This window comes from Bradyrhizobium liaoningense, assembly GCF_018130785.1.
GTDB classification, from domain to species: Bacteria; Pseudomonadota; Alphaproteobacteria; order Rhizobiales; family Xanthobacteraceae; genus Bradyrhizobium; species Bradyrhizobium liaoningense_A.
This window is the reverse complement of sequence record NZ_JAFCJT010000033.1, coordinates 44112-67462: the sequence shown is the minus strand read 5'-3', so window position 1 is coordinate 67462 and position 23351 is coordinate 44112. Positions and strand designations below refer to the sequence as shown.

The following is a 23351-nucleotide window of genomic DNA, read 5'->3' as shown; positions in this document are numbered from 1 at the left end:
GAGAGTGATGGCCGAGCCGCTGGACGATTATATCGACGCCGTATCCGAAGCGCTGGCGCTGCCGGTCGAGGAGGCCTGGAGGCCCGCGGTGCGCGCCAATCTCGAAGTCTCGCTGCGGCTCGCCCGCCTCGTCGACGAATTCGCGCTGCCGGACGAGACCGAGCCGGCGCCGATTTTCACGGCCTGACCCCGCCATGACCACCAAGCCAGAGATGACGGCCTCCGAGATCGCGAGCGCGGTTGCGGGTCGCAAGATGTTGGCGCTGGATGCCACCGAAGCTGCGCTTGCGCGCATCAAGCAGCACGATGGTGTCCTCAATTCCTTCACCGACGTCACTGCCGATCGCGCGCGCGCGAAGGCGCGTGCGATCGATGCCGACATTGCTGCCGGCAAGGAGGTCGGCCCGCTCGCCGGCGTTCCCTTCGCGGTGAAGAACCTGTTCGACGTCGCGGGCCTCTCGACGCGCGCGGGCTCGAAGATCAACCGCGACCTTGCGCCGGCAAAACGCGACGCGACGCTGATCGAACGGCTGGAAGCCGCCGGCGCCGTGCTTGTCGGCGCGCTCAACATGGGCGAATACGCCTACGACTTCACCGGCGAGAACGTCCATGATGGCCCCTCGCGCAATCCGCATGACACGACCCGGATGACCGGCGGCTCGTCCGGCGGTTCGGGCAGCGCCGTCGGCGGCGCACTGGTGCCGATTGCGCTCGGCTCGGACACCAACGGTTCGATCCGCGTGCCGTCCTCCTTCTGCGGCATCTTTGGCTTGAAGCCGACCTATGGCCGGCTGTCGCGGGCGCGCTCGTTCCCGTTCGTCGCAAGCCTCGATCATCTCGGCCCATTCGCGCGCTCCGTCACCGATCTCGCGCTCGCCTATGACGCGATGCAGGGACCTGACGCCGACGATGGCGCCTGCACCACGCGCGGGTTGGAGCCGACGCTGCCGCTGCTCGCCAATCCGGTTTCGGACCTGCGCATCGCGATCGCCGGTGGTTACTTCCAGAAGAACGTCTTTCCGGAAGCCGTCGAAGCCGTCAGCCGCGTCGCCAAGGCGCTTGGCGCAACGCAAGTGGTCGACGTGCCCGAAGCCGCGCGCGCCCGCGCTGCGGCCTATGTCATCACCACGACCGAGGGCGCCTCGCTGCATCTCGATCGCCTGCGCAAGCGCCCGAACGATTTCGATCCCGCCGTGCGCGACCGGCTGATCGCGGGCGCGATGGTGCCGGCGCCGCTGGTCGACCGCGCGCAAAAATTCCGCCGCCGGTATCGGGCGCAGCTTGCCGAGATATTCAGATCGGTCGACGTGCTGATCGCGCCCGCGACGCCGTGCACTGCGCCGAAGCTCGGTCAGGTGAATTTCAATCTCGATGGCGTCGAGCTGCCGGTACGCGCCAATATCGGCATCCACACCCAGCCGATTTCGTTCATCGGTCTGCCTGTCGTCGCCGTGCCGGTGCCGCTCGAGCCGCTGCCGATCGGCGTGCAGATCATTTGCGCGCCCTGGCGCGAGGACATCGCGTTGCGCGTCGCGTACGCATTGGAACAAATGGGCGTCGTGGCCGCGCCCGCGCCGAGAGGGCTTTAAAATGGAGATTGATCTCCCCGACGTGATCGCGGAAGTCAAAGCCGCGTTCGAGCGCTATGAACAGGCCCTGGTCAGCAACGACGTCGCCGTGCTCGGCGAGCTGTTCCGCAACGATCCTCGCACGCTGCGCTATGGCATCGGCGAGAACCTCTATGGCTACGAGGCGATCTCCGGCTTCCGCGCCGGCCGCTCGCCGGTCGGCCTGAACCGCCGCACCGCGAAAACCGTGATCACCAGCTTTGGCCGCGACACGGCCGTGGCCTCCACCCTGTTCTACCGCGACACGGCTCCCGGCAAGGTCGGCCGGCAGATGCAGACCTGGATTCGCTTCCCGGAGGGCTGGCGCGTCGTCGCTGCCCATGTCAGCATCATCGACGAGTCGAAAGAGACCTGATCGTATGACGCTTGACGATCTTCCGCAGGGAGCACTGCCGGCCGAGCCGGCGGTGCCGCGCGTCGACCGGGCACAGCCCAGCGTGCACAAGGTCACGCGCGCCGAGGAACTGCGGCTTCAGCTCGCCGACGAGATCGTGCGTGGAACCCTCGCCCCCGGTGCGCCGCTGGACGAGACCGACATCGCGCGCCGCTTCAGCGTCTCACGCACTCCGGTGCGTGAAGCGCTGCGCCAGCTCGTCGCGAGCGGCCTCGTCGAATCGCGCGCCCACCGTGGTGCAGTGGTGGCGCAGCCCTCGGCGGAGCGGCTGACAAGCATGTTCGAGGCGATGGCGGAGCTGGAGGCGCTGTGCGCCGGCCTTGCCGCCGAACGCATGTCCGCCGCCGAGCGGCATGGTCTCGAAGCCATCCACGAAGAGCTGCGCGTGCTCAGTTACGCCGGCAATCCGGAGCGGTTCCACGAGGTCAACGAGCGCTTCCACAACGCGATCTATGCGGGATCGCAGAACGGCTACATCGCCGAGATCACGCTCGCGACCCGCGTGCGCGTGCAGCCGTTCCGCCGCGCCCAGTTCCGCAACCTCGGCCGCCTCGCCAAATCGCAAGCCGAGCACGACCGCGTCGTCGTCGCCATCATGCGCGGCGACAAGCAGGGCGCGGCAGCAGCGATGCGCGCCCATATCGAGTTGGTACGCGGGGAGTACGAGATTTACGCGGTGTCGGTGTAGGACCGCACACACAATGCCGTAGGGTGGGCAAAGGCGCAAAGCGCCGTGCCCACGATCTTCTTCATGATGAACGGAATGGTGGGCACGCTTCGCTTTGCCCACCCTACGAGACTACCTTGGCGCGGCTTCCTTCATAAAGGCGCGCCATCCCCCATACGCCGTGATATCGCGCGCGTCACCGAGCACTTCCGGCTCGACGAGAAACCCCTTCACGCTGCGGCCATCCGCTAGCCGCACCGTGCCGATCGCCATCGGTGCAGGAATCGCATTGACGAACTTGCCGAAGGCGGACGACGACAGCGACCAGATCTCCAGCTCGATCGACGCACCCTTGCCGGCCTCGACGCGCAGCATGCCCGGCTTCGGCGGCGTGGTCCTGAGTGCATAGAGCTTGTAGTCCGGCGCGGTTTTTGTTGCTTCGATCAGCCTTCCGCTAAGCGCAGTCAATTCGCCGTTCAGCGCCATGCCGGAGAGATGCGCGCCGACCACCGCGATCGGAATCTCGTCGCCGCCGTTTGCCGGAAGCGGAGCGAGCGGGGTTTGCACCACGCCCTTCGCACCTACGCTGAGCTTGGTATCCGCATGGAAAACGCGCCCGATGCTCGCAAGGATCGCATCGTGTCCTGCGGGTGCCAGCAGCGTGATGCCGAACGGAATGCCGTCGGTGCGCATTGCTGCCGGCACTGCGAGGCCGCACAGATCGAGCAGATTGACGAAGTTCGTATAGGTGCCGAGCCGGCTGTTGAGCTCGATCGGATTGGCGAGCACTTGCGCGGTCGTATAGGCCGTCGGCGCCGTCGGCAGCACCAGCGCGTCGATATTCGCGAACGTGCGCTCGGCGATCTTGCGCAGGCCCTGCAAACGGTAGAGCGCGGAGAAAGTCTCGGCAGCCGTCAGCCGCGCGCCGGCGGCGGTGATCTCGCGCGTCACCGGATGGATCGTGTCAGGCGCCGAGGCGAGCAGATTCCTGATCACGAGATAACGCTCGGCGACCCACGGCCCCTCATAGAGCAGCCGCGCCGTCTCGTAGAACGGCTCGAGGTCGAACTCGACCAGCTCAGCGCCGAGCGCGGTCCAGCGCTTCAGCGCATCGCCGTAAGCAGCTTCCGCCTTCCTGTCGCCGAAGAAGATCAGCTGCCCGTTGCGGGGCACACTGAGGCGCAAATTCGCGGGAAACGGCGCGATCGTGCCCAGCGGCCGGTCGCGCGAGAACGGATCGGCCTGGTCGGGGCCGGCCATCACGGAGAGCGCGAGAGCGGCGTCGTCGACGGTCAAAGCGAATACCGAGATGCAGTCGAGCGTGCGGCAGGCCGGCACGAGGCCGGCAGTCGAGATCATGCCGAGGCTCGGCTTCAGGCCGACAATATTGTTGAGCATCGCCGGCACGCGTCCGCTGCCAGCGGTGTCCGTGCCCAGCGACAGCGGCACGAGTCCGGCACCAACGGCGACCGCCGATCCCGAGCTCGATCCACCGGGAATGAGATCCTCGCGGATCGAGTTCCTGGGGATGCCGTAGGGCGAGCGCACACCGACGAGGCCGGTCGCGAACTGGTCGAGATTGGTCTTGCCGATGATGATGGCGCCGGCCGCGCGCAGCCGCTCCACCGCGGTCGAATCATGCGTCGGCGTGTACGAGAAGGCCGGGCAGGCCGCGGTGGTTGGAAATCCCAGCGCGTCGATATTGTCCTTCACCGCAACCGGCACGCCGTAGAGCGGCAGGCTGGAGGCATCTTTCGCGGCGAGCTTCTCGGCGTCCGCGAGCGCGTCCTTCTCGTCGCGCAGGCTGATAAAGATGGAGGGATCGTTGTGGTCGCGAATGCGCTGATAGGTCCGCGCGATCGTCTGCGCGGGCGTCATCGTGCCCGCGCGATGCGCGGCCACAATCGCGGCGATCGTTTCAGGCTGCTCAGCCCCCATGGTCACAAAACTCCGGCAACTTGTCTTACCCGGATTGAAGCAAGCGATGTGCCATTGTGTACATTATCCGGGCAGGCGCTGTGCCTCGGATATTATCGTGGGATCAGTGGCTTGTAAGATATAACGAGGATTGCTGGGACGTCGAGCCAGCGCCCTGATACGGGCATTTGTCTAAATATTAGGCAGTGTCGATCAGGTGAAGCCGGCGAGGATCTGGAGCAGCAGCTCCCTGTTCTCCTTGCCGATCTTCTCCACGACATGCCGCTCGTGCTCGGCGGCGAGGCGCTTGAACTTTGCCAGCGCCGTCTCACCCGGTGCGGTGAGGTGCAGGGCGTGGGAGCGCCGGTCTGCCTTCGACTTGATCCGCTTCACCAGCTTGCGCTGTTCGAGGCTGTCGAGCAGATGCACCAGCCGGGCGCGCTCGATGCCGAGGCGCTTCGCCACCGCCATCTGCGAGAGGCCCGGATTGGCGCCGATCACCGTCAGCACCGAATATTGCGTCGGCCTGATGTCGACCTCGCCGAGCGTCTTGATGAAGTCCTGAAAGATCCAGATCTGGAAGCGCCGTACCGCGTAGCCGGCGTGCCCGACCAGCGCGTCGAGGCCGATCTCGTCCGCGTCGGTCCGCCGCGCGGCTCCGTTGCCGGCACGTTTGCGCGGGGAGGGGCGGGGCTCAGTTCGGGCTGCGCTGGCTGTCACGTGATCTCTCCTGCCGTGCAACCTTAGCGCCCCGAAGGCCCGTGCGAAAGATTGTTGTTGACGACAACAATTGTCGTGCCCAACAATATGACCAAGCAGCCCGGTACGAGGCTGCAGCCGATCCGGACGTCCGGGCGAGGAGGAAACCATGACAACCGCCGCACGCGGTGACGCTTCGAGCCTGTTCGCAACGCCCAAGACCGTCGCCGAGCATCGCGCCGACGGCAGCATCGTGCTGCGCTCGCCGGAACCCTTACGCGACAGCGCCCGCTGCGTCGGCGACTGGCTGGAGCATTTTGCGCGGCAGACGCCTGACACGATCTTCCTCGCCGAGCGTGACAGCGCCGACAGACCCTGGGCCACCATAACCTATGCGGGCGCCCTGCGGCGGGTACGCGCAGCGGCGAGCTGGATTTTGGCGCAACAGCTCAGCGCCGAGCGTCCCGTCGTCATCCTCTCCGACAACAGCATCGACCATGCGCTGCTCGCGCTTGCGGCCCAGCATGTCGGCGTGCCCTCGGCCGCGATCTCGCCGGCCTATTCGCTGATGTCGAAAGATTTCGACAAGCTCAAGAGCATGATCTCGCTGCTGGAGCCCGGCGCGATCTACGTCTCCGCGACCAAGCCATTCGCTGCTGCACTCGCGGCGATCGAGCCGCTGCACAAGGCGCAGATCATCAGTGGCAATGCCGGCGATGCCGATGCGCTGGCCTTCCGCGACATCGCGGCGACGCCCGAAACGGGCGACGTCGCAAAAGCCTTCGCGAAGGTCGCTCCGGACACGATCGCAAAATTCCTGTTCACCTCGGGCTCGACCGGCACGCCGAAAGCCGTCATCAACACCCAGCGGATGCTGACCTCGAGCCAGCAGGCCAAGGCGCAAACTTGGACGTTCCTGGAGCAGGCTGCCAGCGATCTCGTCATTCTCGATTGGCTCCCCTGGAGCCACACGTTCGGCGCCAACCACAATTTCAATCTCGTGCTGCGCAACGGCGGGTCGCTCTATATCGACGGCGGCAAGCCCGCGCCCGGTCTCTTCGCAACGTCACTCGCCAATCTGAAAAGCGTGATGCCGACGGTCTATTTCAACGTGCCGCGCGGCTTCGACATGCTGATCGCAGCGCTGCGCGGCGACGAGGAGCTGCGCCGCCGCTTCTTCGGCGAGGTGAAATTCGCCTTCTATGCCGGTGCCGCGCTGCCGCAGAACCTCTGGGACGCGCTCAAGCAGCTTTCGGTGGAGACTGTTGGTCGTCCGCTGCCGATGGTGTCGGCCTGGGGCTCGACCGAGACGTCACCGCTGGCGACCGACTGTCATTTCCTCGCGGAGCGCTCGGGCAATATCGGCGTGCCCATTCCCGGCACCGAGCTGAAGCTCGTCACGTCGGGCGACAAGCTGGAGGTGCGGGTGCGCGGCCCCAATGTCACGCCGGGTTACTGGAAGGCGCCGGATCTGACCAGGCAGGCGTTCGACGACGAGGGCTTCTATCTGATCGGCGATGCCGTGAAACTTGCCGATGCGAACAGGCCGGAGCAGGGTCTGTTCTTCGACGGCCGCGTCGCGGAGGACTTCAAGCTCAACTCCGGCACCTGGGTCAGCGTCGGCACGCTGCGCGTCGCCGGCATCGCCGCGCTGGCGCCGCTTGCGCAGGATATCGTCGTCGCCGGCCATGGCGGCGACGAGGTGCGCTTCCTGGTGTTCCCGAATATCGCCGCTTGCCGCGCGCAAGCAGGTTTGCCCGAGACGGCAGGCGTGAACGATGTGCTCGCGCATGACAAGGTCAGAACCGCGATCGCGCAGGGCCTGGCGAAGCTGAAGCAGCAGGGCGCCAACTCCTCCGGCCACGCGACGCGCGCGCTGCTGCTCGCCGAGCCGCCATCGGTCGACGGCGGCGAGATCACCGACAAGGGCTACATCAACCAGCGTGCGGTGCTGACGCGGCGTACCGATGCAGTGGCGCGGGTGAATGATGCGTCGGGTGAGTGGATCGGCTGTGGCGGTTAAAGCACTCCTCTAGCTGCATTCACTCCTCTCGTGCCCGGACGCAGCGCAGCACGCAGTGATGCGCTGCAGAGCCGGGACCCGAGAGTGTTGGATGGGCGCGTCTGCTTCCACAATGACGGAGGACGGGGCGAGCAGCTCGCCCAACAATAAGCCAGCCATTCTGCCGCAATATCCTGCATGATTCTTTTGTTGCCGAAGCAACTAATTTGTGCGAACCGTTCCAGACAAGGATGACGGCGGGGGAACCGCTGCGCCTGATCCTGGAGGAAACGATGCTCGGCAGAGAGGGTGCCGCGGGCAAATGCCGGCGCATGCCCGACGATAGAAGCGCGACACGTCTTGCGCCCGTCGCGCTAGTCGTAGCTGCTGCCCGTCACCGCGCCCAAATTCTCGTGCAGCCGGCGCAACAAGTCGATCAGCACCTCGCGCTCGTCCTTGCTCAGGCAGGACAACAGCCGCCGCTCGCGTTCGAACGCGGCGACGATCACCTTGTCATGGACGGCGCGGCCCCGCGCGGTCAGCGAGATCGAATGGGTGCGGCCGTCGTTCGGGTCGGTGCGGATCGACACCAGCCCGCGCTTTTCCAGCCCCGCGAGCGTGCGGCTCACCGGGCCTTTGTCGAAGCCAATGACGTGACAGATGCGCGAGGCTGGAATGCCGGGCTCGATCGCGAGCAGCGACATGATCCGCCATTCCGTGACGTTGACGCCGAACTGCTTCTGGTAGAACGCGGTCGCGCTGTTGGAGAGCTTGTTGGCGATGAAGGTGATGAAGGCCGGGACGTAGCGGTCGAGGTCGAGCGTCGGCCCGGTCTCCGTGGGCGCAGGCTTCTGGCGGGCTCTGGTCGAAGGCGGCATGTCGGGATTCTGTCTCGCGGCGTGTCCGAAGACCTAAGGGTAAGCGTGGCCCTTTCACAAGGTCAAAATGAGGGAGGAATCGCATGAGCGCACCCGGCTCGACAGCAACCGGCGTCCCGCATCTCGACGTCGATCCCTTCGACATGAATTTTTTTGCCGACCCCTATCCGACGCACGAGCTGCTGCGGGAGACCGGGCCGGTCGTCTATCTCGACAAATGGAACGTGTATGGCGTGGCGCGCTACGGCGAAGTCCACACTGTCTTGAACGATCCCACCACCTTCTGCTCCAGCCGCGGCGTCGGCCTGTCAGACTTCAAGAAGGAGACACCGTGGCGGCCGCCGAGCCTGATCCTCGAGGCCGATCCGCCCGAGCACTCCCGTACCCGCGCCGTGCTGTCGAAGGTGCTGTCGCCGACCGTGATGAAGGGATTGCGGGACCGCTTCGCCGCGGCGGCCGAGGCGCGCGTCGACGCGCTGCTCGACAAGCGCAGCTTCGACGCCGTCACGGATCTCGCTGAAGCCTACCCGCTCTCGATCTTCCCGGACGCGCTCGGGCTGAGGCCTGAGGGACGCGAGCATCTCATCCCCTATGCTAGCGTCGTTTTCAACGCGTTTGGTCCGCCCAACGAGCTGCGCCAGGAGGCGATCGCGCGCTCATCGCCGCATCAGGTCTACGTCACCGACCAATGCCAGCGCGACAATCTCACACCGGGTGGCATCGGCGCCTGTATCCATGCGCATGTCGATGAGGGCGCGATCACCGCGACCGAAGCGCCGCTGCTGGTGCGCTCGCTGCTCTCGGCCGGTCTCGACACCACCGTCAACGGTATCGGCGCAGCCGTGTATTGCCTCGCGCGCTTCCCCGAGCAGTGGCAGCGCCTGCGCGGGGATCTCACCCTCGCGCGCAACGCCTTCGAGGAGGCCGTGCGCTTCGAAAGCCCGGTGCAGACGTTCTTCCGCACCACCACGCGCGAGGTGGAGCTGTCGGGCGCGAGGATCGGCGAGGGCGAGAAGGTGCTGATGTTCCTCGCCGCGGCCAACCGCGATCCCAGGCGCTGGGACAAGCCCGACAGTTACGACATCACCCGCCGCACCTCAGGCCATGTCGGCTATGGCTCGGGCATCCACATGTGCGTCGGCCAGCTGGTGGCGCGGCTCGAAGGCGAGACGATGCTGTCGGCGCTGGCCCGGCGTGTTGCCGGCATCGAGATCTCGGGCGAGCCGAAGCGCCGCTTCAACAACACGCTGCGCGGGCTCGACAGCCTGCCGGTGACGATCACGCCGGCCTGACGCTGCGAAACAATAAACACGGGGAGGGACCAATGAAGAATCTGAAATGGACGCTCGCACTCGCTGCGAGCCTCATGAGCGGCGCGGCAAACGCCGAGATATCCGACAATGTCGTGCGCATCGGCGTGCTCAACGACATCTCGGGTATCTTCCAGGACACCAACGGCATGGGCTCGGTCGAGGCCGCACGGATGGCGGCCGAGGATTTCAACGGCGGCGGCAAAGGCATCAAGGTCGAGATCGTCTACGCCGACCACCAGAACAAGGCGGATGTCGGCAACGCGATCGCGCGCAAATGGCTCGATGTCGAGGGCGTCGATGCCATCGTCGACGTGCCGAATTCGGCGGTCGGTCTCTCCATCAACACGCTGCTGCGCGACAGCCGCATGACCTTCCTAGCGTCGTCGACGGCGAGCTCGGATCTCACCGGCAAGGCGTGCTCGCCCAACACCATCCAGTGGGTCAATGACGCCTGGGCCACCGGCAACACCACCGCGGCCGCGATGATGTCGCGCGGCGGCAAGGACTGGTACTTCCTCACGGTCGACTACGCGCTCGGCAAGGGCATCGAGGCGGAAGCGCAGAAATATATCGAGGGACACGGCGGCAAGGTGCTGGGCTCCTCAAAGCATCCGCTCGGCACCTCCGATTTCGCGTCGTTCCTGTTGCAGGCGCAGGGCTCGAAAGCCCAGGTGATCGGGCTCGCCAATGCCGGCGGCGACACCATCAATGCGGTGAAGCAGGCCGCCGAGTTCGGCGTTCAGCAAAGCGGACAGAAGCTCGTGGCGTTCCTGCTCTTCATCAACGACGTCCATGGCATGGGCATCAAGGTCGCGCAGGGCCTCCAGCTCATGGAAGCCTTTTATTGGGACATGAACGACGACACCCGCGCGTTCGCCAAGCGCTTCGCGGCGCGGCCCGGCATGAACGGCAAGATGCCGAGCGGCAACCAGGCCGGCGTCTATGCCTCCACGCTGGCTTATCTCAATGCGGTCGCGGCCACCGGAAGCGACAATGCCAAGGACGCGGTGCCCGAGATGAAGAAGTTCAGGGGCAAGGACAAGCTGTTCGGCGACACCGCGATCCGCCAGGACGGCCGCGTCGTGCATCCCATGTATCTGTTCGAGGTGAAGAAGCCCGAGGAGTCGAAATATCCATACGACTACTACAAGCTGGTCTCGACGATTCCGGCGGACCAGGCGTTCCGCCCGCTGGCGGACGGCGGGTGCGAGCTGGTGAAGTAGTGCCGCGAGCGCGGTCTACCTTCACCCTCCCTGGAGGGGGAGGGTCGGTCGCGCGCAGCGCGAGCGGGGTGGGGTGATCTCTCCACTCGGGCAGTATTCGATTAGGAGAGACCGCCACCCCACCCCGCTACGCATTTCGCTTCGCTGCATGCGTAGCGACCCTCCCCCTCCAGGGGAGGGTAAGAGAAGCGCGCCGCGGCAGCGTACCTATGCCACCTTGCTACTCCCCTGCGTGATCAACCGCGCCGCGCGCTGGTCGCGGGCGTAGATCCAGAGCCAGCTCAGGGCGACGCTGAGGCGGTGGCGCAGGCCGATCAGGAAGTAGATGTGGGCGATGCCCCAGATCCACCATGCGATGGTGCCGCGCAGCTTGACCTTGCCAAAATCGATCACGGCGAGCCGCTTGCCGATCTGTGCGAGGCTACCGGAGTGCTTGTAACGGAATGCACCTTTGTTCTCGCCACGCAGGCGCGCCTTGATGGTCTCGGCGACGTGCCGGCCCTGCTGCTTGGCGGCCGGCGCGATGCCGGGCACCGGCTTGCCCTCCCAGGCGTTGATCAACACGGTGTCGCCGATCGCAAAGATTTCGGGATGACCGGGGATCGTCAGGTCGTCTTCGACCTCCACGCGCCCGGCGCGATCGCTTGGCGCGCCCAGCCATTCGGCGGCGGGCGAGGCGCGCACGCCGGCGGCCCAGATCCGCGTCTTTGCCTCGAGCAGCTTGCCGCCGAACACGACGCCTTCGCGATTGATCTCGGTCACGGCCTGCCCCAGCACGACCTCGACGCCGATCTTTTCCAGTGACGCCTGCGCATAGGCAGAGAGGTCGTCGGCGAAGCCGGCGAGCACGCGCGGCCCTGCCTCGACTAGCACGACGCGCGCTTTCGTCGTGTCGATGTTGCGGAAATCGCGGGGCAGGGTGTGATGCGCCATCTCGGCGATGGTGCCGGCGAGCTCGACGCCGGTCGGGCCGGCGCCGACGATGACGAAGGTCAGCCGCGCGGCGCGCCTGGCCGGATCGGTCTCGCGTTCGGCGCGCTCGAACGCCACCAGGATGTGACGGCGCAGCGTGGTCCCGTCCTCCAGGGTCTTCAGGCCCGGCGCGAACTGCTCCCATTCGTCATGGCCGAAATAGGCATGCCGCGCGCCGGTGGCGAGCACCAGCGTGTCGTAGGGCACCTCGCTGCCGTCGTCGATCAGCACGCAGCGCCTGTCAGCGTCGACGCCGCTTACGGTGGCAAACAGCGTCGTCACGTCGCGCCGCTCGCGCATGAGATGGCGGACCGGCCAGGCGATCTCGCTGGTCGCGAGCGAGGCGGTCGCGACCTGGTAGAGCAGCGGCTGGAACAGATGATGGTTGCGGCGGTCGATCAGCGTGATCGCGACGGGGCTGCCGGCGAGCCGGTAGGTCGTCTCCAGCCCGCCAAAGCCGGCTCCGACGATGACGACGCGGTGGGGGGTCGTGGTCATGATGGGCCCTCGAATCTCGCTGCTCTACTCCCCTCATTTAAGTGCGGATGGGGCGCCGCGGTCCAATAGCCGTCATCAATCGTCGAATAGGCCCGGCGTATCGATATCCCGCGAAAAAGCGCCGCAGCCTTGGTCGAAGTAAGTAGAATTATATTTCTTGCCATCCCCGATTTGGGCGAAATATGGTGCAGGGGCAGGCGCTGAGCCATTGGCGGCTCGACAGATTTTGCGTTCAATAGAGACGACCCGGGGCGGCGATCACCCCGTCTCCGGGATCAATAATAAGGAGGGGAGTGGTTATGAGGACGGCATTCTGGCTGGCGGGCGCGGCGGCGCTGGTGCTGGCAAGCCCGGCAGTCGCCGGCGACACCATCAAGATCGGTTTCGTTTCGACCTTCAGCGGCCCGACTGCCGTGATCGGCAACGACATGCGCAACTCCTTCGAGCTCGCGCTGGACCACATCGGCCGCAAGATGGACGGCAAGCCGGTCGAGGTGATCTACGAGGACGACGGGCAGAAGCCCGATGTCGGCAAGCAGAAGACCGAGAAGCTGGTGCAGTCCGACAAGGTCGATTTCATCGTCGGCTACATCTGGTCGAACGTGCTCTTGGCCTCGCTCAAGACCGCGGTGGATTCGAAGACCTTCCTGATTTCGGCCAATGCCGGCCCGTCGCAGCTCGCGGGCGAATTGTGCTCGCCTTACGTGTTCTCGACCTCCTGGCAGAACGACCAGACGCCGGCTGCCATGGGCCTTTACATGAACCAGAAGGGCGTCAAGAGCGTGTTCCTGATCGGGCCGAACTACGCGGCCGGCAAGGACATGCTCGCAGGCGTGAAGAGCACCTTTAAGGGCGAGATCAAGGGCGAGGAATACACGGTCTGGCCGAGCCAGCTCGACTTCTCCGCCGAGCTCTCCAAGGCGCGCGCCTCGGGCGCCGAATCGATTTTCGTGTTCTATCCCGGTGCGGCCGGCGTGCAGTTCCTCAATCAATATGCCCAGGCCGGCCTGAAGAGCACGATGCCGCTCTACACCGCCTTCACGGTCGACGAGCTGTCGCTGCCGCTCCAGAAGGAGAACGCGCTTGGTGTTCCCGGCGCGCAGGAATGGGTCAACGACCTCCCCAACGAGCAGAACAAGCGCTTCGTCGCCGACTATCGCAAGAAGTACCCCAACCTGCGCCCGACCTATTACGGCGCGCAGGCCTATGACGCGGCCCAGCTCATCAACAGCGCGGTCGTTGCGGTGAAGGGCGACACCAGCAAGAAGGACGCGATGAAGGCCGAGATGGAGAAGGCCGACTTCAAGTCGCTGCGCGGCCCGTTCAAATACGGCAAGAACCACATCCCGGTGCAGAGCTTCTATCTGCAGGATGTGGTGAAGGACGGCGAAGGCCAGCTCTCGCTGAAGACCGTCGCGACCATCGTGGAGAACGACCAGGACCGCTTCCACGACAAGTGCGCGATGAAGTGAGGTCTCTTGTTCCCCTCTCCCCGCTCTCGGGGAGAGGGGAATCTCTCGTGTCGCATGCGCCGATGTGCTGCGATGGATTCATGGCGGCATTCATTCGACCTGCGCCCGCGCAAGGTCGCGCGCCGGTCTGATTTTAGACTCAAATCCGCCCACGACTCATTCGAACCTGGCCGGATAAGGTCGGGGGCATGTCCTTGGGGGACTTGCCGATGAGTGATAAATATTTGCCGTCGCACTGCAAGACGCGGAATATCAATTCAACTGCGGACGACGTTATGTCCGACGATGCGCGCGAACGTCTGTCGCCACAGCTTCTGGAAGAATTCAACGACGATGAATCGCCGTCGAACGAAGTGATGCGATTGCTCGAGGAGAATGCGCGGCTTCGAGCGCTTGCGGTCGAGCTCTCGAACCTGCTCGGCGATCTGCCGAGCGGAGAGTGGAGTGCTGCGTTGACGTCTCCAGACGCGATCCGTTTCATTCGCCGAAAGCTTGCGACATAGCCGTTGCAGCGAGAGGCGGCGCGACCGCCGCCGCACCCGCTTCACACCCGCGGCATGCTCGCAGGCCGCACCTCGCGGGCCTGCGCCGCGAGCCTGATGCCGGCATTGGCTGCGCCGAAGCCCTGATAATCCCGTCGCTCGACGATCTCGAAGAAGAATCTCTCGTCGAAGATGTGCGTGTAGACCTGGAAGAACTCGCCGTCGCCTTCGCGGTCGTAGAGGATGTGGTTGGCGCGCAGTTGCGCCATCAGGTCGGGCGCGAGGTCGTATTTGGCTTCGATGTCGTCGTAGTAATTATCAGGGATATCGAGGAAATCCGCCCCGCGCTTGCGCATCTCCGCGACCGTCGCAAAAATGTTCCGGCACGAGAACGCGACGTGCTGCACGCCTGAACCAAAAAACTCCGAGATGAAGCGCGCCGGCAGGGTGCGGTTAGCGGAGGAGCCGTTGAGCACGAAGCGCAGGCTCTGGTCGGCGTTGATGATGGCCTGGCTCTGCACGAGGCCACGGGGGTCTGCGATCTCCATCTGCGGCAGCCGTTTCAGGTCGAGGATGCCGGTGTAGAACAGCAGCCAGGACAGCATCTCGTCATAGGGCATCGACTGCGCGATGTGATCGACGGCGAGCAGGGCGTCGGCGCGCGTATCGCTCGGTACCTGCTCGAAGTCCGTGTCCCAGTTCTTGCCGGCCTGATCCAGGAAATAGAGAAGACTGCCGCCGACGCCATGGATCGCGGGAATCTCCAGCTCGCCGGGCCCGACCGGCTGGTAGAAGGTGCGTGTATTCAGAGTCTCGGCGCGCTGCATGGCAAGACCGGCATTGTCGACGTCGAGCGCAATCGCACAGACGCCGGGGCCGTGCGTGACGTAATGCGAATGTGCAAAGCCGTCGGTCTCGCAATTGATCACGAGTTCGACCTTGCCTTGCGACCAGCGCTCCACGGCCTTGCTCCGATGCTCGCCCGTCTTGCGGAAGCCGAGCTGCGCGAACAGGCGGGCGAGGTCGACCGCCTTGGTCTCGTTGACCGCGAACTCGACGAAGCCGATGCCGTGGCTCCTGGCCTTCGGCGCGAGCGGCTCGCCGACGAACTTCGGCCAGTCTGGCGCAAGCTGGTCCTCGAGCAGGATCAGCGAACGCAGGCCGTCGACCGCGGTCTGCGCGGACGAGCCGGCGCGGAACTGGTCGTTGAAGATTTCGAGCGACAGCGGCCCGGCATAGCCGGTCGCTGCGATGGCCTGCATGAATTCGCCGACCGGCAGATCGCCCTGGCCGGGGAAGGAGCGGAAGTGCCGACTCCACGAGAGAATGTCGAGCTCGAGCTTCGGCGCGTCGGCGAGTTGCACCAGAAAGATCTTGTCGCCGGGGATCGAGGCCATGGCGCGAACCGGAAAGCCGGGCGCGAGCGCGTGAAAACTGTCGAGGATGACGCCGATCGCGGGATGATCGGCGCGGCGCACGATCTCCCAGGCGTCGCGGTAGTCGTTGACATGGCGGCCCCAGGCCAGTGCCTCATAGCCGACGCGCAAGCCGCGCTTGGCCGCGCGCTCGCCGAGCTCGCGAAAATCGTCCGCGGCGCGATCGATGCCGCCGAGCGAGGCGGGCGAGACGTTGGAGCAGATCAGCAGCAGGTCGGTCCCGAGCTCCTGCATCAGATCGAACTTGCGCTCGGCGCGGGCAAAGTTGCGTGTCCGCTGCGGCTCCGGCATGCCCTCGAAATCGCGGAACGGCTGGAATGCGCAAATCTCGAGATTGAGGTCCTTGCACAGCTGCGCCACCTCGCGCGGGCCCGAGCCGAACGACAGCAGATCGTTCTCGAAGATCTCGACCGAGTCGAACCCAGCTGATGCGATGGCGCGGAGCTTCTCGTCCAGGCTGCCTGAGAGCGAGACGGTCGCGATCGAACGCTTGTTCATGCTGCGTTGTCCTCCATGGCCCCGCCGAGAAAGAGCTGGCCGATGCGCGGATCGTTCAGAATTCGCTTCGCGCCATCGACCATGCGGGTCTGGCCGAGCTCGAGCACGATGCCGATGTCGGAAATCTCAAGCGCCGAGCGCGCGTTCTGCTCGATCATCAGGATGGTGACGCCGCCGTCGCGCAAGCTTTTCAGAATGTCGAAGGTCTGCTGCACCATCAGCGGCGACAGACCGATCGAGGGCTCGTCGATCAGCACGAGCTTCGGCTCGAGCAGCAGCGAGCGGGCGATCTCGAGCTGCTTCTGCTCGCCGCCCGAAAGTGTGGAGGCCTGCTGTGTCGACTTCCGTCGCAGCGCCGGGAACAGGTCGAGCGCGGCCTCGATCCGCCTGGGCAAGTCGATGCCCTTGCCCGCGGAGACGCCGCCGAGCTCGATATTGTGACGCACCGACAGTTCGGGGAAGATGTTGCGACCCTGCGGCACGTAGCAGATGCCGGCATTGAGCAACGCGCGCTGGCTTAGGTTGGTGACGTCGCGACCCGCGAAGCTGATCTTGCCTTCGCGCAGCTTCAAGAGGCCAAAGATCGCCTTGAACACGGTGGACTTGCCGGCGCCGTTCGGGCCGATGATGGTGGTGATGGTCGCCTGCGGCACGGCGAAGGTCGTGCCGTTCAGGATCGTCATCTTGCCATAGCCGCCGACGAGATTGTGAACCGAGAGGATCGGGTCGCTCATGATGGCTCCCTAATGTCCGAGATAGGCTTCGATCACGGCGGGATTCTTCCGCACTTCGTCCGGCCGCCCCATCGCCAGCACCTTGCCTTCCGCCATCACCATCACGCGCGAGCACAGCGACATCACGAATTCCATGTTGTGCTCGATCACCACGAATGTGGCGTTCTTCTCGCGGTTGATCGCGACCAGGCGATCCTTCAGGTCCGACAGCATCGACGGGTTGACGCCGCCGGCGGGCTCGTCGAGCAGCACGAGGCGCGGCCCGCCCATGAAGGCCATCGCGGCATCGAGCAGTTTTTGTTGGCCATAGGAGAGCCCGCCGGCGGGCTCGTCGGCGAGATGGTCCAGCTTGAAGAAACCGATCATCTGGTTGGCGGCCCCCGTCAGCCCGGCATCGGAGCGGCCGACCAGACGCGAGGCCATATTGCCCTGGTGCTCCTGCCCCGCGAGAATCAGGTTCTCGCGCACCGAGAGTTTTGGGAAGACCTGCAAGAGCTGGAAGGTTCGGCTGACCCCGAGCTTGTTGAGCTCGGCCGGGCGCAGGCCCGTGACCACCTGGCCGTCGAGCTTGACCTCGCCGCCTGACGGTGTGAGCTGGCCGAGGATGCAGTTGAACAGGGTCGACTTGCCGCAGCCGTTCGGCCCGATCAGGCCGAGGATCTCGCCCTCGCGGACGTCGAATGAGACGCCGTCGACGGCGCTGATGCCGCCGAAATTCTTCTTGATGCTGGTGACTTCCAGGACCGCGCTCATTGCACCGTCTCCAGCCGGGACTTTGCGACAGCGCGCAGCGCGGAGGCCGCCTTGGTTCGGCGCTCGGCGAGGTAGCGGTCGAGGATGCCCAGAATGCCGGTCGGCGACCAGATCAGGAGCAGCATCACCGCGACCGCATAGAGCATCAGATAATACCCTTCCGTGAAGCGCAGCCATTCCGGCAACAGCACCGCGATCATCGCGCCGAGGAAGGGGCCGAAATAGAAGCCGGCACCGCCGACGATCACCATCATCAGGAGGTCGAGCGAGAGCGACAGGTTGAACGGCACGGGATCGATGTATTGCGTCAGCGGCGCATAGAGCGCGCCGGCGACGCCGCCGAGCGCCGAGCCGATCGCAAAGGCCATCAGCGTATAGCGCCGCGTGTCGACGCCGAGCGACTGCGCGCGCAGCGGATTTTCGCGCAACGCCATGAAGGCGCGGCCCCAGGGCGAGCGGATCAGCCACCACACCGCCAGCGACACGATCGCGAGCGAGCCGAGGCAGACATAGTAGAAGGGCAGCGGCTTGTTGGTCGCGATGCCGAAGATGTGCGGCCGCGGAATGTTGGAGATGCCGTAGATGCCGCCGGTGAGCCAGCTTTCGTTGCGGAACACCAGGAAGGCGAGGGTGGAGAAGGCGAGCGTGACGAAAGCAAGGTAATGGTGCTGCACGCGCAACGCGGGATAGCCGAGCACCCAGCCGACCGCGAAGCTCAAGACGATCGCGACCACGATCGCCACCGGCAGCGGCCAGCCATGCGTGGTCATGATCGCTGCGGCATAGGCGCCGATGCCGACGAAGGCGCCTTGCGCCAGCGAGACCTGGCCGGCATAGCCGAGCGTCAAATTGAGCCCCATGGCGGCGATGCTCATCACCGCCCACTGGCTCAGGATGAACAGGCCGTAGCGGTTGAAATTCATGGGAACGATGATCAGGCCGGCAATGACGATGAGGCCGAGCGCGATCTTCAGCGGTTTGGCGAAGCCGCTCATATGGTGCGCTCCTCGGCGCGGCCGAGCAAGCCCTGCGGCCGGAACAGGATGACGGCGATCAGGAAGATCATCGGAACGGCGGCGCGGTATTGGGTCGAGACATAGGCGGCCGCGAGATTGTCGAGCACGCCGATCAGGAGGCCGCCGGCAATGGCGCCGCGCACCTGGTTGAAGCCGCCGACGATCGCCGCGATGAACGCGGCCTGGCCGAGCACCTCGCCGGAGGAGAATTTTGCGAGATAGATCGGCGTGATCAAAAGCGAAGCCAGCGCGACCAGGAAGGCGTTGATCAGGAACGTCAGCAGGATCATGCGCTCGACCGGCACGCCGATGATGCGCGCTACCGTCGGGTTCTGCGCCGCCGCCTGCATCTGGTGACCGAGCGAAGTGCGGTTGAGGAGGCTCGTCAGGCCGAAGACGGCAAGAATGGCGAGGACGAGGACGCCGATGCTCTGCAACGACACCGCGTGTCCAAGGATGGAGATATCGCCGGTCGGCACGATCGAGGGGAAGGGCGAGGCCTCCGCGCTGAAGAACTGCTTCACAGCCTCCTTGATGCCGATCGCGAGCGCCATCGTCGCGATCGCCAGCGGCAGCACGCCGTGGCGCATCATCGGATCGACCAGCAGCATCTTGAAGGCCAGCCCAAGCAGGATCATCGAGAGCAGGATGCCGAGGATGATCGCGAGCCAGAACGGCGCGCCGACATGCATCGCCGCCAGCATCAGGAACGCCGGCAGCATCACGAACTCGCCTTGCGCGAAATTGATGGTTTGCGAGGTCTGCCACAGCAGCGTGAAGCCGACCGCGACCAGCGCATAGATCGCGCCGGTGGCAAGGCCTGCGACCAGAAGATCGAACAGATTGGACATTTTCCCCTCTCGCCGTTCTGCCGTCCCCCTTGCCCCGCCTGCGGGGAGTGGGTTGGGGGGAGGGGAAGTCTCCGCGAATTCGCTGGCAGTTGGACTCGCGGAAGCTCCCCCTCACCCGGAATTTGCTACGCAAATTCCGGCCTCTCCCGCATGCGGGGAGAGGCGAAAGCCTCACTTCACCTTGGGTAGCACCTGCTTCACCACCTGCTTGCCTTCGACGATTTCGACCAGAAAGCTCTGGCGGTCGATGTCGCCGGTCTCGCTGAAGGTGACGTCCATCAGGATGCCCGGCTCATCGGCGGCCTTGATGGTCAGCCCGTGCAACGTGTCGGCGAACGCCTTGCTGTCGACCTTGCCCATCTTCTCGGTGGTGGCTTTCACCATGTAGACGGCGAGATAGCCCTTCAGGCCGTTATGGTCGGGCACGTAATTGTACTTTTTGGAAAACTTCTCGCGGAACGCCTTGATCAGGTCGACCGGTGCGTCCGTGGTGAGGCCGACATGGCCGCGCGCGCCGTTGGCGGCGTCGCCTGCGAGCTCGATCACCTTCTGGCCGATCAGTGTGGTCTCGCCCATCAGCGGCGCGGTGACGCCCTGGCGCTTCAGCTCCTTCAGGATGCGCGCGCTCTCTTCCTCGTTCAGATAGACGAACACGGCGTCGGGATTGGCGGCCTTGATCTTGCCGACGTCGGCGGCGAAATCGGCCTGGCCTGCTTCGGTCGAGAGATCGGCGACGACCTTGGAGCCGAGCCGGTCGAGCTCCTTCACGATGACGTCGCGCCCGCCGCGGCCAAAGTCGTTGTTGACCCAGACCACCGCGACCGACTTCGCTTTCATGTCGTCGTGGATGTATTTGGCGACCTTCGGCATCGACGATTGCTGGCCGAACGAGGTGCGGAACAGGAACTTGTTGCCGCCTTGCGTCAGCTCAGCGGCTTCGCCGCCCATGATCTGCGCGATGCCGGCTTCGGCCGCGAGCGGCGCCGTCACCTTGACCGAGCCGGAATAGCCGGGCCCGAGCAGCACGTAGGGCTCGGCGTCGAGCGCCTTCTGCACCTGCGCGCGGGCGACGCCGGGGTTGGACTGCGAATCGGCATGGGTGACTTCTAGCTTGCGGCCGAGCACGCCGCCCTTGGCGTTGATCTCCTCGATCGCGAGGTCGATGCCGTTCTTCCAGTTGGTGCCGACGGTGGCGCCGCCGCCGGAGAGTTCGGCGACATCGGCAAGCTTGATCGCCTGGGCGTGGACGCTGGTTGCAGTCGCGAAGGCAAGCAGGGCGCCTGCCATTAGGATCGATTTCATGGTCACTCCTCCCATTTTCGTTGATGTTGTCCGCGGCCTTGTGTCCGGCCGCTTCGGTTACGCTGCGTGATAGGCCGAGCTTCGCGCCGCCATCACCTCGTCGAAAGCCTGTCCCATGACCTCGGTCGATGGGGCAAGGCCGGTGAACAATTCGAAGGCGTCGGCAGCCTGGTAGATCGCAAGCTCCCGGCCGGTCATGATTCGCGCGCCCTTGGCTCGCGCCGCCGCCAGCAAGGGCGTGATCAGCGGCGAATAGACGGCGTCGGCGACCCACAGATTTTCGCGCAGCAGCGAGGCTGGGACCGGGGTGTCCCGGTTCGGCAGCATGCCGACCGGCGTGCCGTTGACGAGGCCGGTTGCGCCGTCGAGCGCGTTCTCCACGCTCGTGACCACCCGCGCACCACCATGCTTGGCCAGAAGCGCGGCGAGTTTTTCGGCCCGCGCCGGCTCGCTGTCGAAGATGCGGAGGTCGGTCACGTCCAGGCTCGCCAGCGCAAAGGCGATCGCCTTGCCGACGCCGCCGGTGCCGATCACGGCCACCGCATTTCCGGAGGGCGCCAGCAGCGGCGCGACGGCGCGCGCAAAGCCGGTCGTGTCGGTGTTGTGGCCGATCAGCCGGCCGTCCTTGACGACGACGGTGTTGACCGCGGCCATGGTGGCCGCAGCCGGCGCCAGCTCGTCGAGCAGCGGGACCACCGCCTCCTTGTAGGGAAAGGTGACGTTGACGCCGGCAAAGCCGAGCCGCCGCACGCCTTCGAGCATCATGGCGAGCCCGGCTGCGTCGGCGCCGGCGACCTCGATGAGCTGGTAATGACCGCTCAGGCCCAGCGCCTCGGCGGCGCGCTCGTGCATGGCGGGGGACGCGGAATGCGCGATCGGTGCGCCGATCAGGCCGGTGAGAAGCTTCTTGCTGGCGGCGTATCCGCGCTTGGACATGGTTGGCTATCGTCTCGTTGGGAGCGTTCGGTCCTGGCCATTAGCGGGGAAATCCGCGCAATTCCAAGGGGCTTCCAAGTGCAACGATAGTCTTTCCCGTGCCTAACACAATTACCCATTTATCGGACAAACCTAACATAATGTTATTTTTTCCGCCCACGTGCCGGGGCGGCCTTGCTGTCGCTGCGGGACGGCTCCACCGTGCGCATCTCGGCGCGCAGGGACTCGATGAAATATTCGACATGGAGCGACAGCGGCGCGCCGCGCTTTACCGCGATATAGGTGTCGAACCGCGTCGGCTCGGTGATCTTCAACAGCTCGATTCCCGGGTAGCCGCCATGGGCCACCGTGAACTGGTCGATGATGGCGATGCCGAGCCCCGCCTTCACGAGCGCACACACCGTGGTGCCGAAGCGCGCGCGGATCGTGATGTTGTAGTCGAGCCGGTTGCGCGCAAAGATTTCGGCCATGATCCGGCCGTAGGGATCGTTGGGATCGATGCCGATCAGCGGATAGCGGGTGATCTCGGCGGCCGAGACCTGCTTGCGGCCGGCAAGCTCGTGACCCGGCGGCACGATGCAATAGAGCTCACCCGAGGCGAGCGGCATGAAGTCGAGCCCGGAATGCTCGAGCCGATAGCTCATCGCCACGCACTCGCCGCGGCCGAGCAAGAGATAGTCGATGGCCTCCTCCAGCTTGAGGATGTTGATGTCGATGCCGAGATCGGGATAGCGGCGCCGGACACGCTCGATCGCGCGCGGTACCATCACCTGGGAGATGCTCGGCACCGAGCCGATGCGCAATTCCGACAAACCGCCGCGGCCGATCTTGGAGATGAGCTCGGAGAGGTCGTCGACCTTCTTGTAGACGCCGTTGATCTGCTCGAAGATGTTCTCGGCTTCCGGCGTCGGGAAATAGCGGCCGTTCTGTCGCTGGAAGAAGCGGATCCCGAGCGTGCGCTCGGTGTATTTGACCAGCCGGCTGATCCCCGGCGCCGACACGTTGAGCAGCTTCGCCGCGCCGCCGATGGTACCCGTCACCATCACGGCACGGATCACTTCAACCTGGCGCAGCGTCATCATGTCGTGGGCATCCCAAGGAGGATCGTGGTGGCGATCATCTCACGGGAGCCGTGATATCATCCAGCGGCAAGTGATGTGGACGGAGCGGGCGGCGCTTCACCCTCCCCCTCCAGGGCCCCTCCAGGGGAGGGTAAGAGCGTAGCTCGCTCACCGGCAACAATTGCTGATTAACTTCGCAGTCAGAATGTTTCGGCCAAAATCGGCACGTTCGAATGGAAGGGCGCCGCTCGCGCAGAACGTACGCCTCACCTGTAACCGCGTTCTAGCTCGCCGGGCTCTCGGGCGACGCGCTGCCGGGCCGCTGCGCGCGTTCGCGCTGCAGCACTTCGCGCGCGTACTCGATGATCTTCTGCTTGTTTGCCGTTTCGCGGACGGCGAAAAACACGCGGTTGAGTTCCAGGCCGAGCACGCTGTTGAGGGCGATGTCCTCGTCTTCCATCGTGATTTTCCCGCTTCAGACGGCATAGGTGTAACTTGACGTCACTTCCTCCACAAGTAGATTAAATCTGCGGTGCAGACGAGGGCCGGTAAACTACTGGAGCAGCGAATTGAGGCAGCTCCCAAATACGTGCTATACGGTACGGCGAGGGTCAGGAAA

General features: G+C 65.0%; 22 protein-coding genes. 9 read left to right on the top strand and 13 right to left on the bottom strand.

All coding sequences use genetic code 11. The features are described 5' to 3' along the window. Positions 1–7 precede the first annotated feature (7 nt). The 4 genes from JQ627_RS35785 to JQ627_RS35770 are packed head-to-tail and all read left to right on the top strand — an operon-like array spanning position 8 to position 2710. The gene (locus tag JQ627_RS35785; RefSeq protein WP_212489036.1) at positions 8–187 is read left to right on the top strand and encodes a DUF4089 domain-containing protein; all 180 of its coding nucleotides are present in this window, start codon (positions 8–10) and stop codon (positions 185–187) included. 7 nt (positions 188–194) lie between these two features. Beyond that, a complete protein-coding gene (locus JQ627_RS35780) occupies positions 195–1589 on the top strand; it encodes an AtzE family amidohydrolase (protein ID WP_212489035.1) in 1395 nt (464 codons plus the stop codon). A 1-nt stretch (position 1590) separates the two neighbouring features. Next, on the top strand, positions 1591–1983 hold the full coding sequence (gene hpxZ / locus JQ627_RS35775) for an oxalurate catabolism protein HpxZ (protein WP_212489034.1): 393 nt from the start codon (positions 1591–1593) through the stop codon (positions 1981–1983). A 4-nt stretch (positions 1984–1987) separates the two neighbouring features. Continuing rightward, positions 1988–2710 carry a GntR family transcriptional regulator gene (locus JQ627_RS35770; protein ID WP_212489033.1) on the top strand — a complete coding sequence of 241 codons (723 nt, stop codon included), beginning with the start codon at positions 1988–1990 and terminating at the stop codon, positions 2708–2710. 111 nt (positions 2711–2821) lie between these two features. Here JQ627_RS35770 and atzF read toward each other — a convergent pair whose 3' ends face one another. Beyond that, positions 2822–4627, bottom strand: coding sequence for an allophanate hydrolase (gene atzF / locus JQ627_RS35765; RefSeq protein ID WP_212489032.1), 1806 nt, complete (start codon positions 4625–4627; stop codon positions 2822–2824). A gap of 192 nt (positions 4628–4819) precedes the next feature. After that, complete coding sequence (locus JQ627_RS35760) at positions 4820–5326, bottom strand: MarR family winged helix-turn-helix transcriptional regulator (RefSeq protein WP_212489031.1); 507 nt, start codon at positions 5324–5326, stop codon at positions 4820–4822. Between the two features lie 148 nt (positions 5327–5474). Here JQ627_RS35760 and JQ627_RS35755 point away from each other — a divergent pair, with 148 nt between their 5' ends. Continuing rightward, positions 5475–7328 carry a feruloyl-CoA synthase gene (locus JQ627_RS35755; protein ID WP_212489030.1) on the top strand — a complete coding sequence of 618 codons (1854 nt, stop codon included), beginning with the start codon at positions 5475–5477 and terminating at the stop codon, positions 7326–7328. A gap of 353 nt (positions 7329–7681) precedes the next feature. Here the strand turns inward: JQ627_RS35755 and JQ627_RS35750 are convergent, their stop codons facing one another. Further along, positions 7682–8185, bottom strand: coding sequence for a MarR family winged helix-turn-helix transcriptional regulator (locus tag JQ627_RS35750; protein WP_212489029.1), 504 nt, complete (start codon positions 8183–8185; stop codon positions 7682–7684). Between the two features lie 83 nt (positions 8186–8268). Between JQ627_RS35750 and JQ627_RS35745 the strand changes: the two genes are divergently transcribed. Next, the gene (locus JQ627_RS35745; RefSeq protein WP_212489028.1) at positions 8269–9477 is read left to right on the top strand and encodes a cytochrome P450; all 1209 of its coding nucleotides are present in this window, start codon (positions 8269–8271) and stop codon (positions 9475–9477) included. A 32-nt stretch (positions 9478–9509) separates the two neighbouring features. Beyond that, entirely contained in the window at positions 9510–10721 is a 1212-nt protein-coding gene (locus JQ627_RS35740; protein ID WP_212489027.1) for an ABC transporter substrate-binding protein, read from the top strand. A 207-nt stretch (positions 10722–10928) separates the two neighbouring features. Here the strand turns inward: JQ627_RS35740 and JQ627_RS35735 are convergent, their stop codons facing one another. After that, a complete protein-coding gene (locus tag JQ627_RS35735) occupies positions 10929–12191 on the bottom strand; it encodes an NAD(P)/FAD-dependent oxidoreductase (RefSeq protein ID WP_212489026.1) in 1263 nt (420 codons plus the stop codon). A 299-nt stretch (positions 12192–12490) separates the two neighbouring features. On the opposite strand from JQ627_RS35735, the gene JQ627_RS35730 reads away from it, so the two are divergent. Together JQ627_RS35730 and JQ627_RS35725 are read left to right on the top strand one after the other, a co-directional pair. After that, positions 12491–13663, top strand: a complete 1173-nt coding sequence (locus JQ627_RS35730) for an ABC transporter substrate-binding protein (RefSeq protein ID WP_212489025.1) — start codon at positions 12491–12493, stop codon at positions 13661–13663. 194 nt (positions 13664–13857) lie between these two features. Further along, positions 13858–14166, top strand: coding sequence for a hypothetical protein (locus JQ627_RS35725; protein ID WP_212489024.1), 309 nt, complete (start codon positions 13858–13860; stop codon positions 14164–14166). 41 nt (positions 14167–14207) lie between these two features. On the opposite strand, the gene JQ627_RS35720 is transcribed toward JQ627_RS35725, so the two are convergent. The 9 genes from JQ627_RS35720 to JQ627_RS35680 form a co-directional block, all read right to left on the bottom strand. Continuing rightward, complete coding sequence (locus JQ627_RS35720; protein ID WP_212489023.1) at positions 14208–16079, bottom strand: bifunctional sugar phosphate isomerase/epimerase/4-hydroxyphenylpyruvate dioxygenase family protein; 1872 nt, start codon at positions 16077–16079, stop codon at positions 14208–14210. After that, a complete protein-coding gene (locus tag JQ627_RS35715) occupies positions 16076–16813 on the bottom strand; it encodes an ABC transporter ATP-binding protein (RefSeq protein ID WP_212489022.1) in 738 nt (245 codons plus the stop codon). The genes JQ627_RS35720 and JQ627_RS35715 overlap by 4 nt, the downstream gene beginning before the upstream one ends. 9 nt (positions 16814–16822) lie before the next feature. Continuing rightward, complete coding sequence (locus tag JQ627_RS35710) at positions 16823–17566, bottom strand: ABC transporter ATP-binding protein (RefSeq protein ID WP_212489021.1); 744 nt, start codon at positions 17564–17566, stop codon at positions 16823–16825. Beyond that, positions 17563–18561 carry a branched-chain amino acid ABC transporter permease gene (locus tag JQ627_RS35705; protein ID WP_212489020.1) on the bottom strand — a complete coding sequence of 333 codons (999 nt, stop codon included), beginning with the start codon at positions 18559–18561 and terminating at the stop codon, positions 17563–17565. The genes JQ627_RS35710 and JQ627_RS35705 overlap by 4 nt, the downstream gene beginning before the upstream one ends. Next, positions 18558–19433 (bottom strand): branched-chain amino acid ABC transporter permease, encoded by an 876-nt coding sequence (locus tag JQ627_RS35700; RefSeq protein ID WP_212489019.1) that lies wholly within the window; start codon positions 19431–19433, stop codon positions 18558–18560. The genes JQ627_RS35705 and JQ627_RS35700 overlap by 4 nt, the downstream gene beginning before the upstream one ends. 171 nt (positions 19434–19604) lie before the next feature. Beyond that, on the bottom strand, positions 19605–20735 hold the full coding sequence (locus JQ627_RS35695) for an ABC transporter substrate-binding protein (RefSeq protein ID WP_212489018.1): 1131 nt from the start codon (positions 20733–20735) through the stop codon (positions 19605–19607). 57 nt (positions 20736–20792) lie between these two features. Then, the gene (locus tag JQ627_RS35690; RefSeq protein WP_212489017.1) at positions 20793–21671 is read right to left on the bottom strand and encodes a shikimate dehydrogenase; all 879 of its coding nucleotides are present in this window, start codon (positions 21669–21671) and stop codon (positions 20793–20795) included. A 143-nt stretch (positions 21672–21814) separates the two neighbouring features. Further along, positions 21815–22753, bottom strand: a complete 939-nt coding sequence (locus JQ627_RS35685; protein ID WP_212489016.1) for a LysR family transcriptional regulator — start codon at positions 22751–22753, stop codon at positions 21815–21817. A gap of 262 nt (positions 22754–23015) precedes the next feature. Further along, positions 23016–23192: a hypothetical protein gene (locus JQ627_RS35680; protein ID WP_212489015.1), complete on the bottom strand. Its 177-nt coding sequence runs from the start codon at positions 23190–23192 to the stop codon at positions 23016–23018. Between the last annotated feature and the right edge of the window lie 159 nt (positions 23193–23351).

Bases quoted from the DNA above. Each gene is read 5' to 3' on its own strand.
- JQ627_RS35715 (WP_212489022.1), bottom strand. From the start codon at position 16,813: ATGAGCGACCCGATCCTCTCGGTTCACAATCTCGTCGGCGGCTATGGC.
- JQ627_RS35710 (WP_212489021.1), bottom strand. From the start codon at position 17,566: ATGAGCGCGGTCCTGGAAGTCACCAGCATCAAGAAGAATTTCGGCGGC.
- JQ627_RS35685 (WP_212489016.1), bottom strand. From the start codon at position 22,753: ATGATGACGCTGCGCCAGGTTGAAGTGATCCGTGCCGTGATGGTGACG.
- JQ627_RS35730 (WP_212489025.1), top strand. From the start codon at position 12,491: ATGAGGACGGCATTCTGGCTGGCGGGCGCGGCGGCGCTGGTGCTGGCA.
- JQ627_RS35705 (WP_212489020.1), bottom strand. From the start codon at position 18,561: ATGAGCGGCTTCGCCAAACCGCTGAAGATCGCGCTCGGCCTCATCGTC.
- JQ627_RS35720 (WP_212489023.1), bottom strand. From the start codon at position 16,079: ATGAACAAGCGTTCGATCGCGACCGTCTCGCTCTCAGGCAGCCTGGAC.
- JQ627_RS35735 (WP_212489026.1), bottom strand. From the start codon at position 12,191: ATGACCACGACCCCCCACCGCGTCGTCATCGTCGGAGCCGGCTTTGGC.
- JQ627_RS35740 (WP_212489027.1), top strand. From the start codon at position 9,510: ATGAAGAATCTGAAATGGACGCTCGCACTCGCTGCGAGCCTCATGAGC.
- JQ627_RS35780 (WP_212489035.1), top strand. From the start codon at position 195: ATGACCACCAAGCCAGAGATGACGGCCTCCGAGATCGCGAGCGCGGTT.
- JQ627_RS35700 (WP_212489019.1), bottom strand. From the start codon at position 19,433: ATGTCCAATCTGTTCGATCTTCTGGTCGCAGGCCTTGCCACCGGCGCG.
- JQ627_RS35690 (WP_212489017.1), bottom strand. From the start codon at position 21,671: ATGTCCAAGCGCGGATACGCCGCCAGCAAGAAGCTTCTCACCGGCCTG.
- hpxZ (WP_212489034.1), top strand. From the start codon at position 1,591: ATGGAGATTGATCTCCCCGACGTGATCGCGGAAGTCAAAGCCGCGTTC.
- atzF (WP_212489032.1), bottom strand. From the start codon at position 4,627: ATGGGGGCTGAGCAGCCTGAAACGATCGCCGCGATTGTGGCCGCGCAT.
- JQ627_RS35755 (WP_212489030.1), top strand. From the start codon at position 5,475: ATGACAACCGCCGCACGCGGTGACGCTTCGAGCCTGTTCGCAACGCCC.
- JQ627_RS35680 (WP_212489015.1), bottom strand. From the start codon at position 23,192: ATGGAAGACGAGGACATCGCCCTCAACAGCGTGCTCGGCCTGGAACTC.
- JQ627_RS35750 (WP_212489029.1), bottom strand. From the start codon at position 8,185: ATGCCGCCTTCGACCAGAGCCCGCCAGAAGCCTGCGCCCACGGAGACC.
- JQ627_RS35695 (WP_212489018.1), bottom strand. From the start codon at position 20,735: ATGAAATCGATCCTAATGGCAGGCGCCCTGCTTGCCTTCGCGACTGCA.
- JQ627_RS35785 (WP_212489036.1), top strand. From the start codon at position 8: ATGGCCGAGCCGCTGGACGATTATATCGACGCCGTATCCGAAGCGCTG.
- JQ627_RS35770 (WP_212489033.1), top strand. From the start codon at position 1,988: ATGACGCTTGACGATCTTCCGCAGGGAGCACTGCCGGCCGAGCCGGCG.
- JQ627_RS35745 (WP_212489028.1), top strand. From the start codon at position 8,269: ATGAGCGCACCCGGCTCGACAGCAACCGGCGTCCCGCATCTCGACGTC.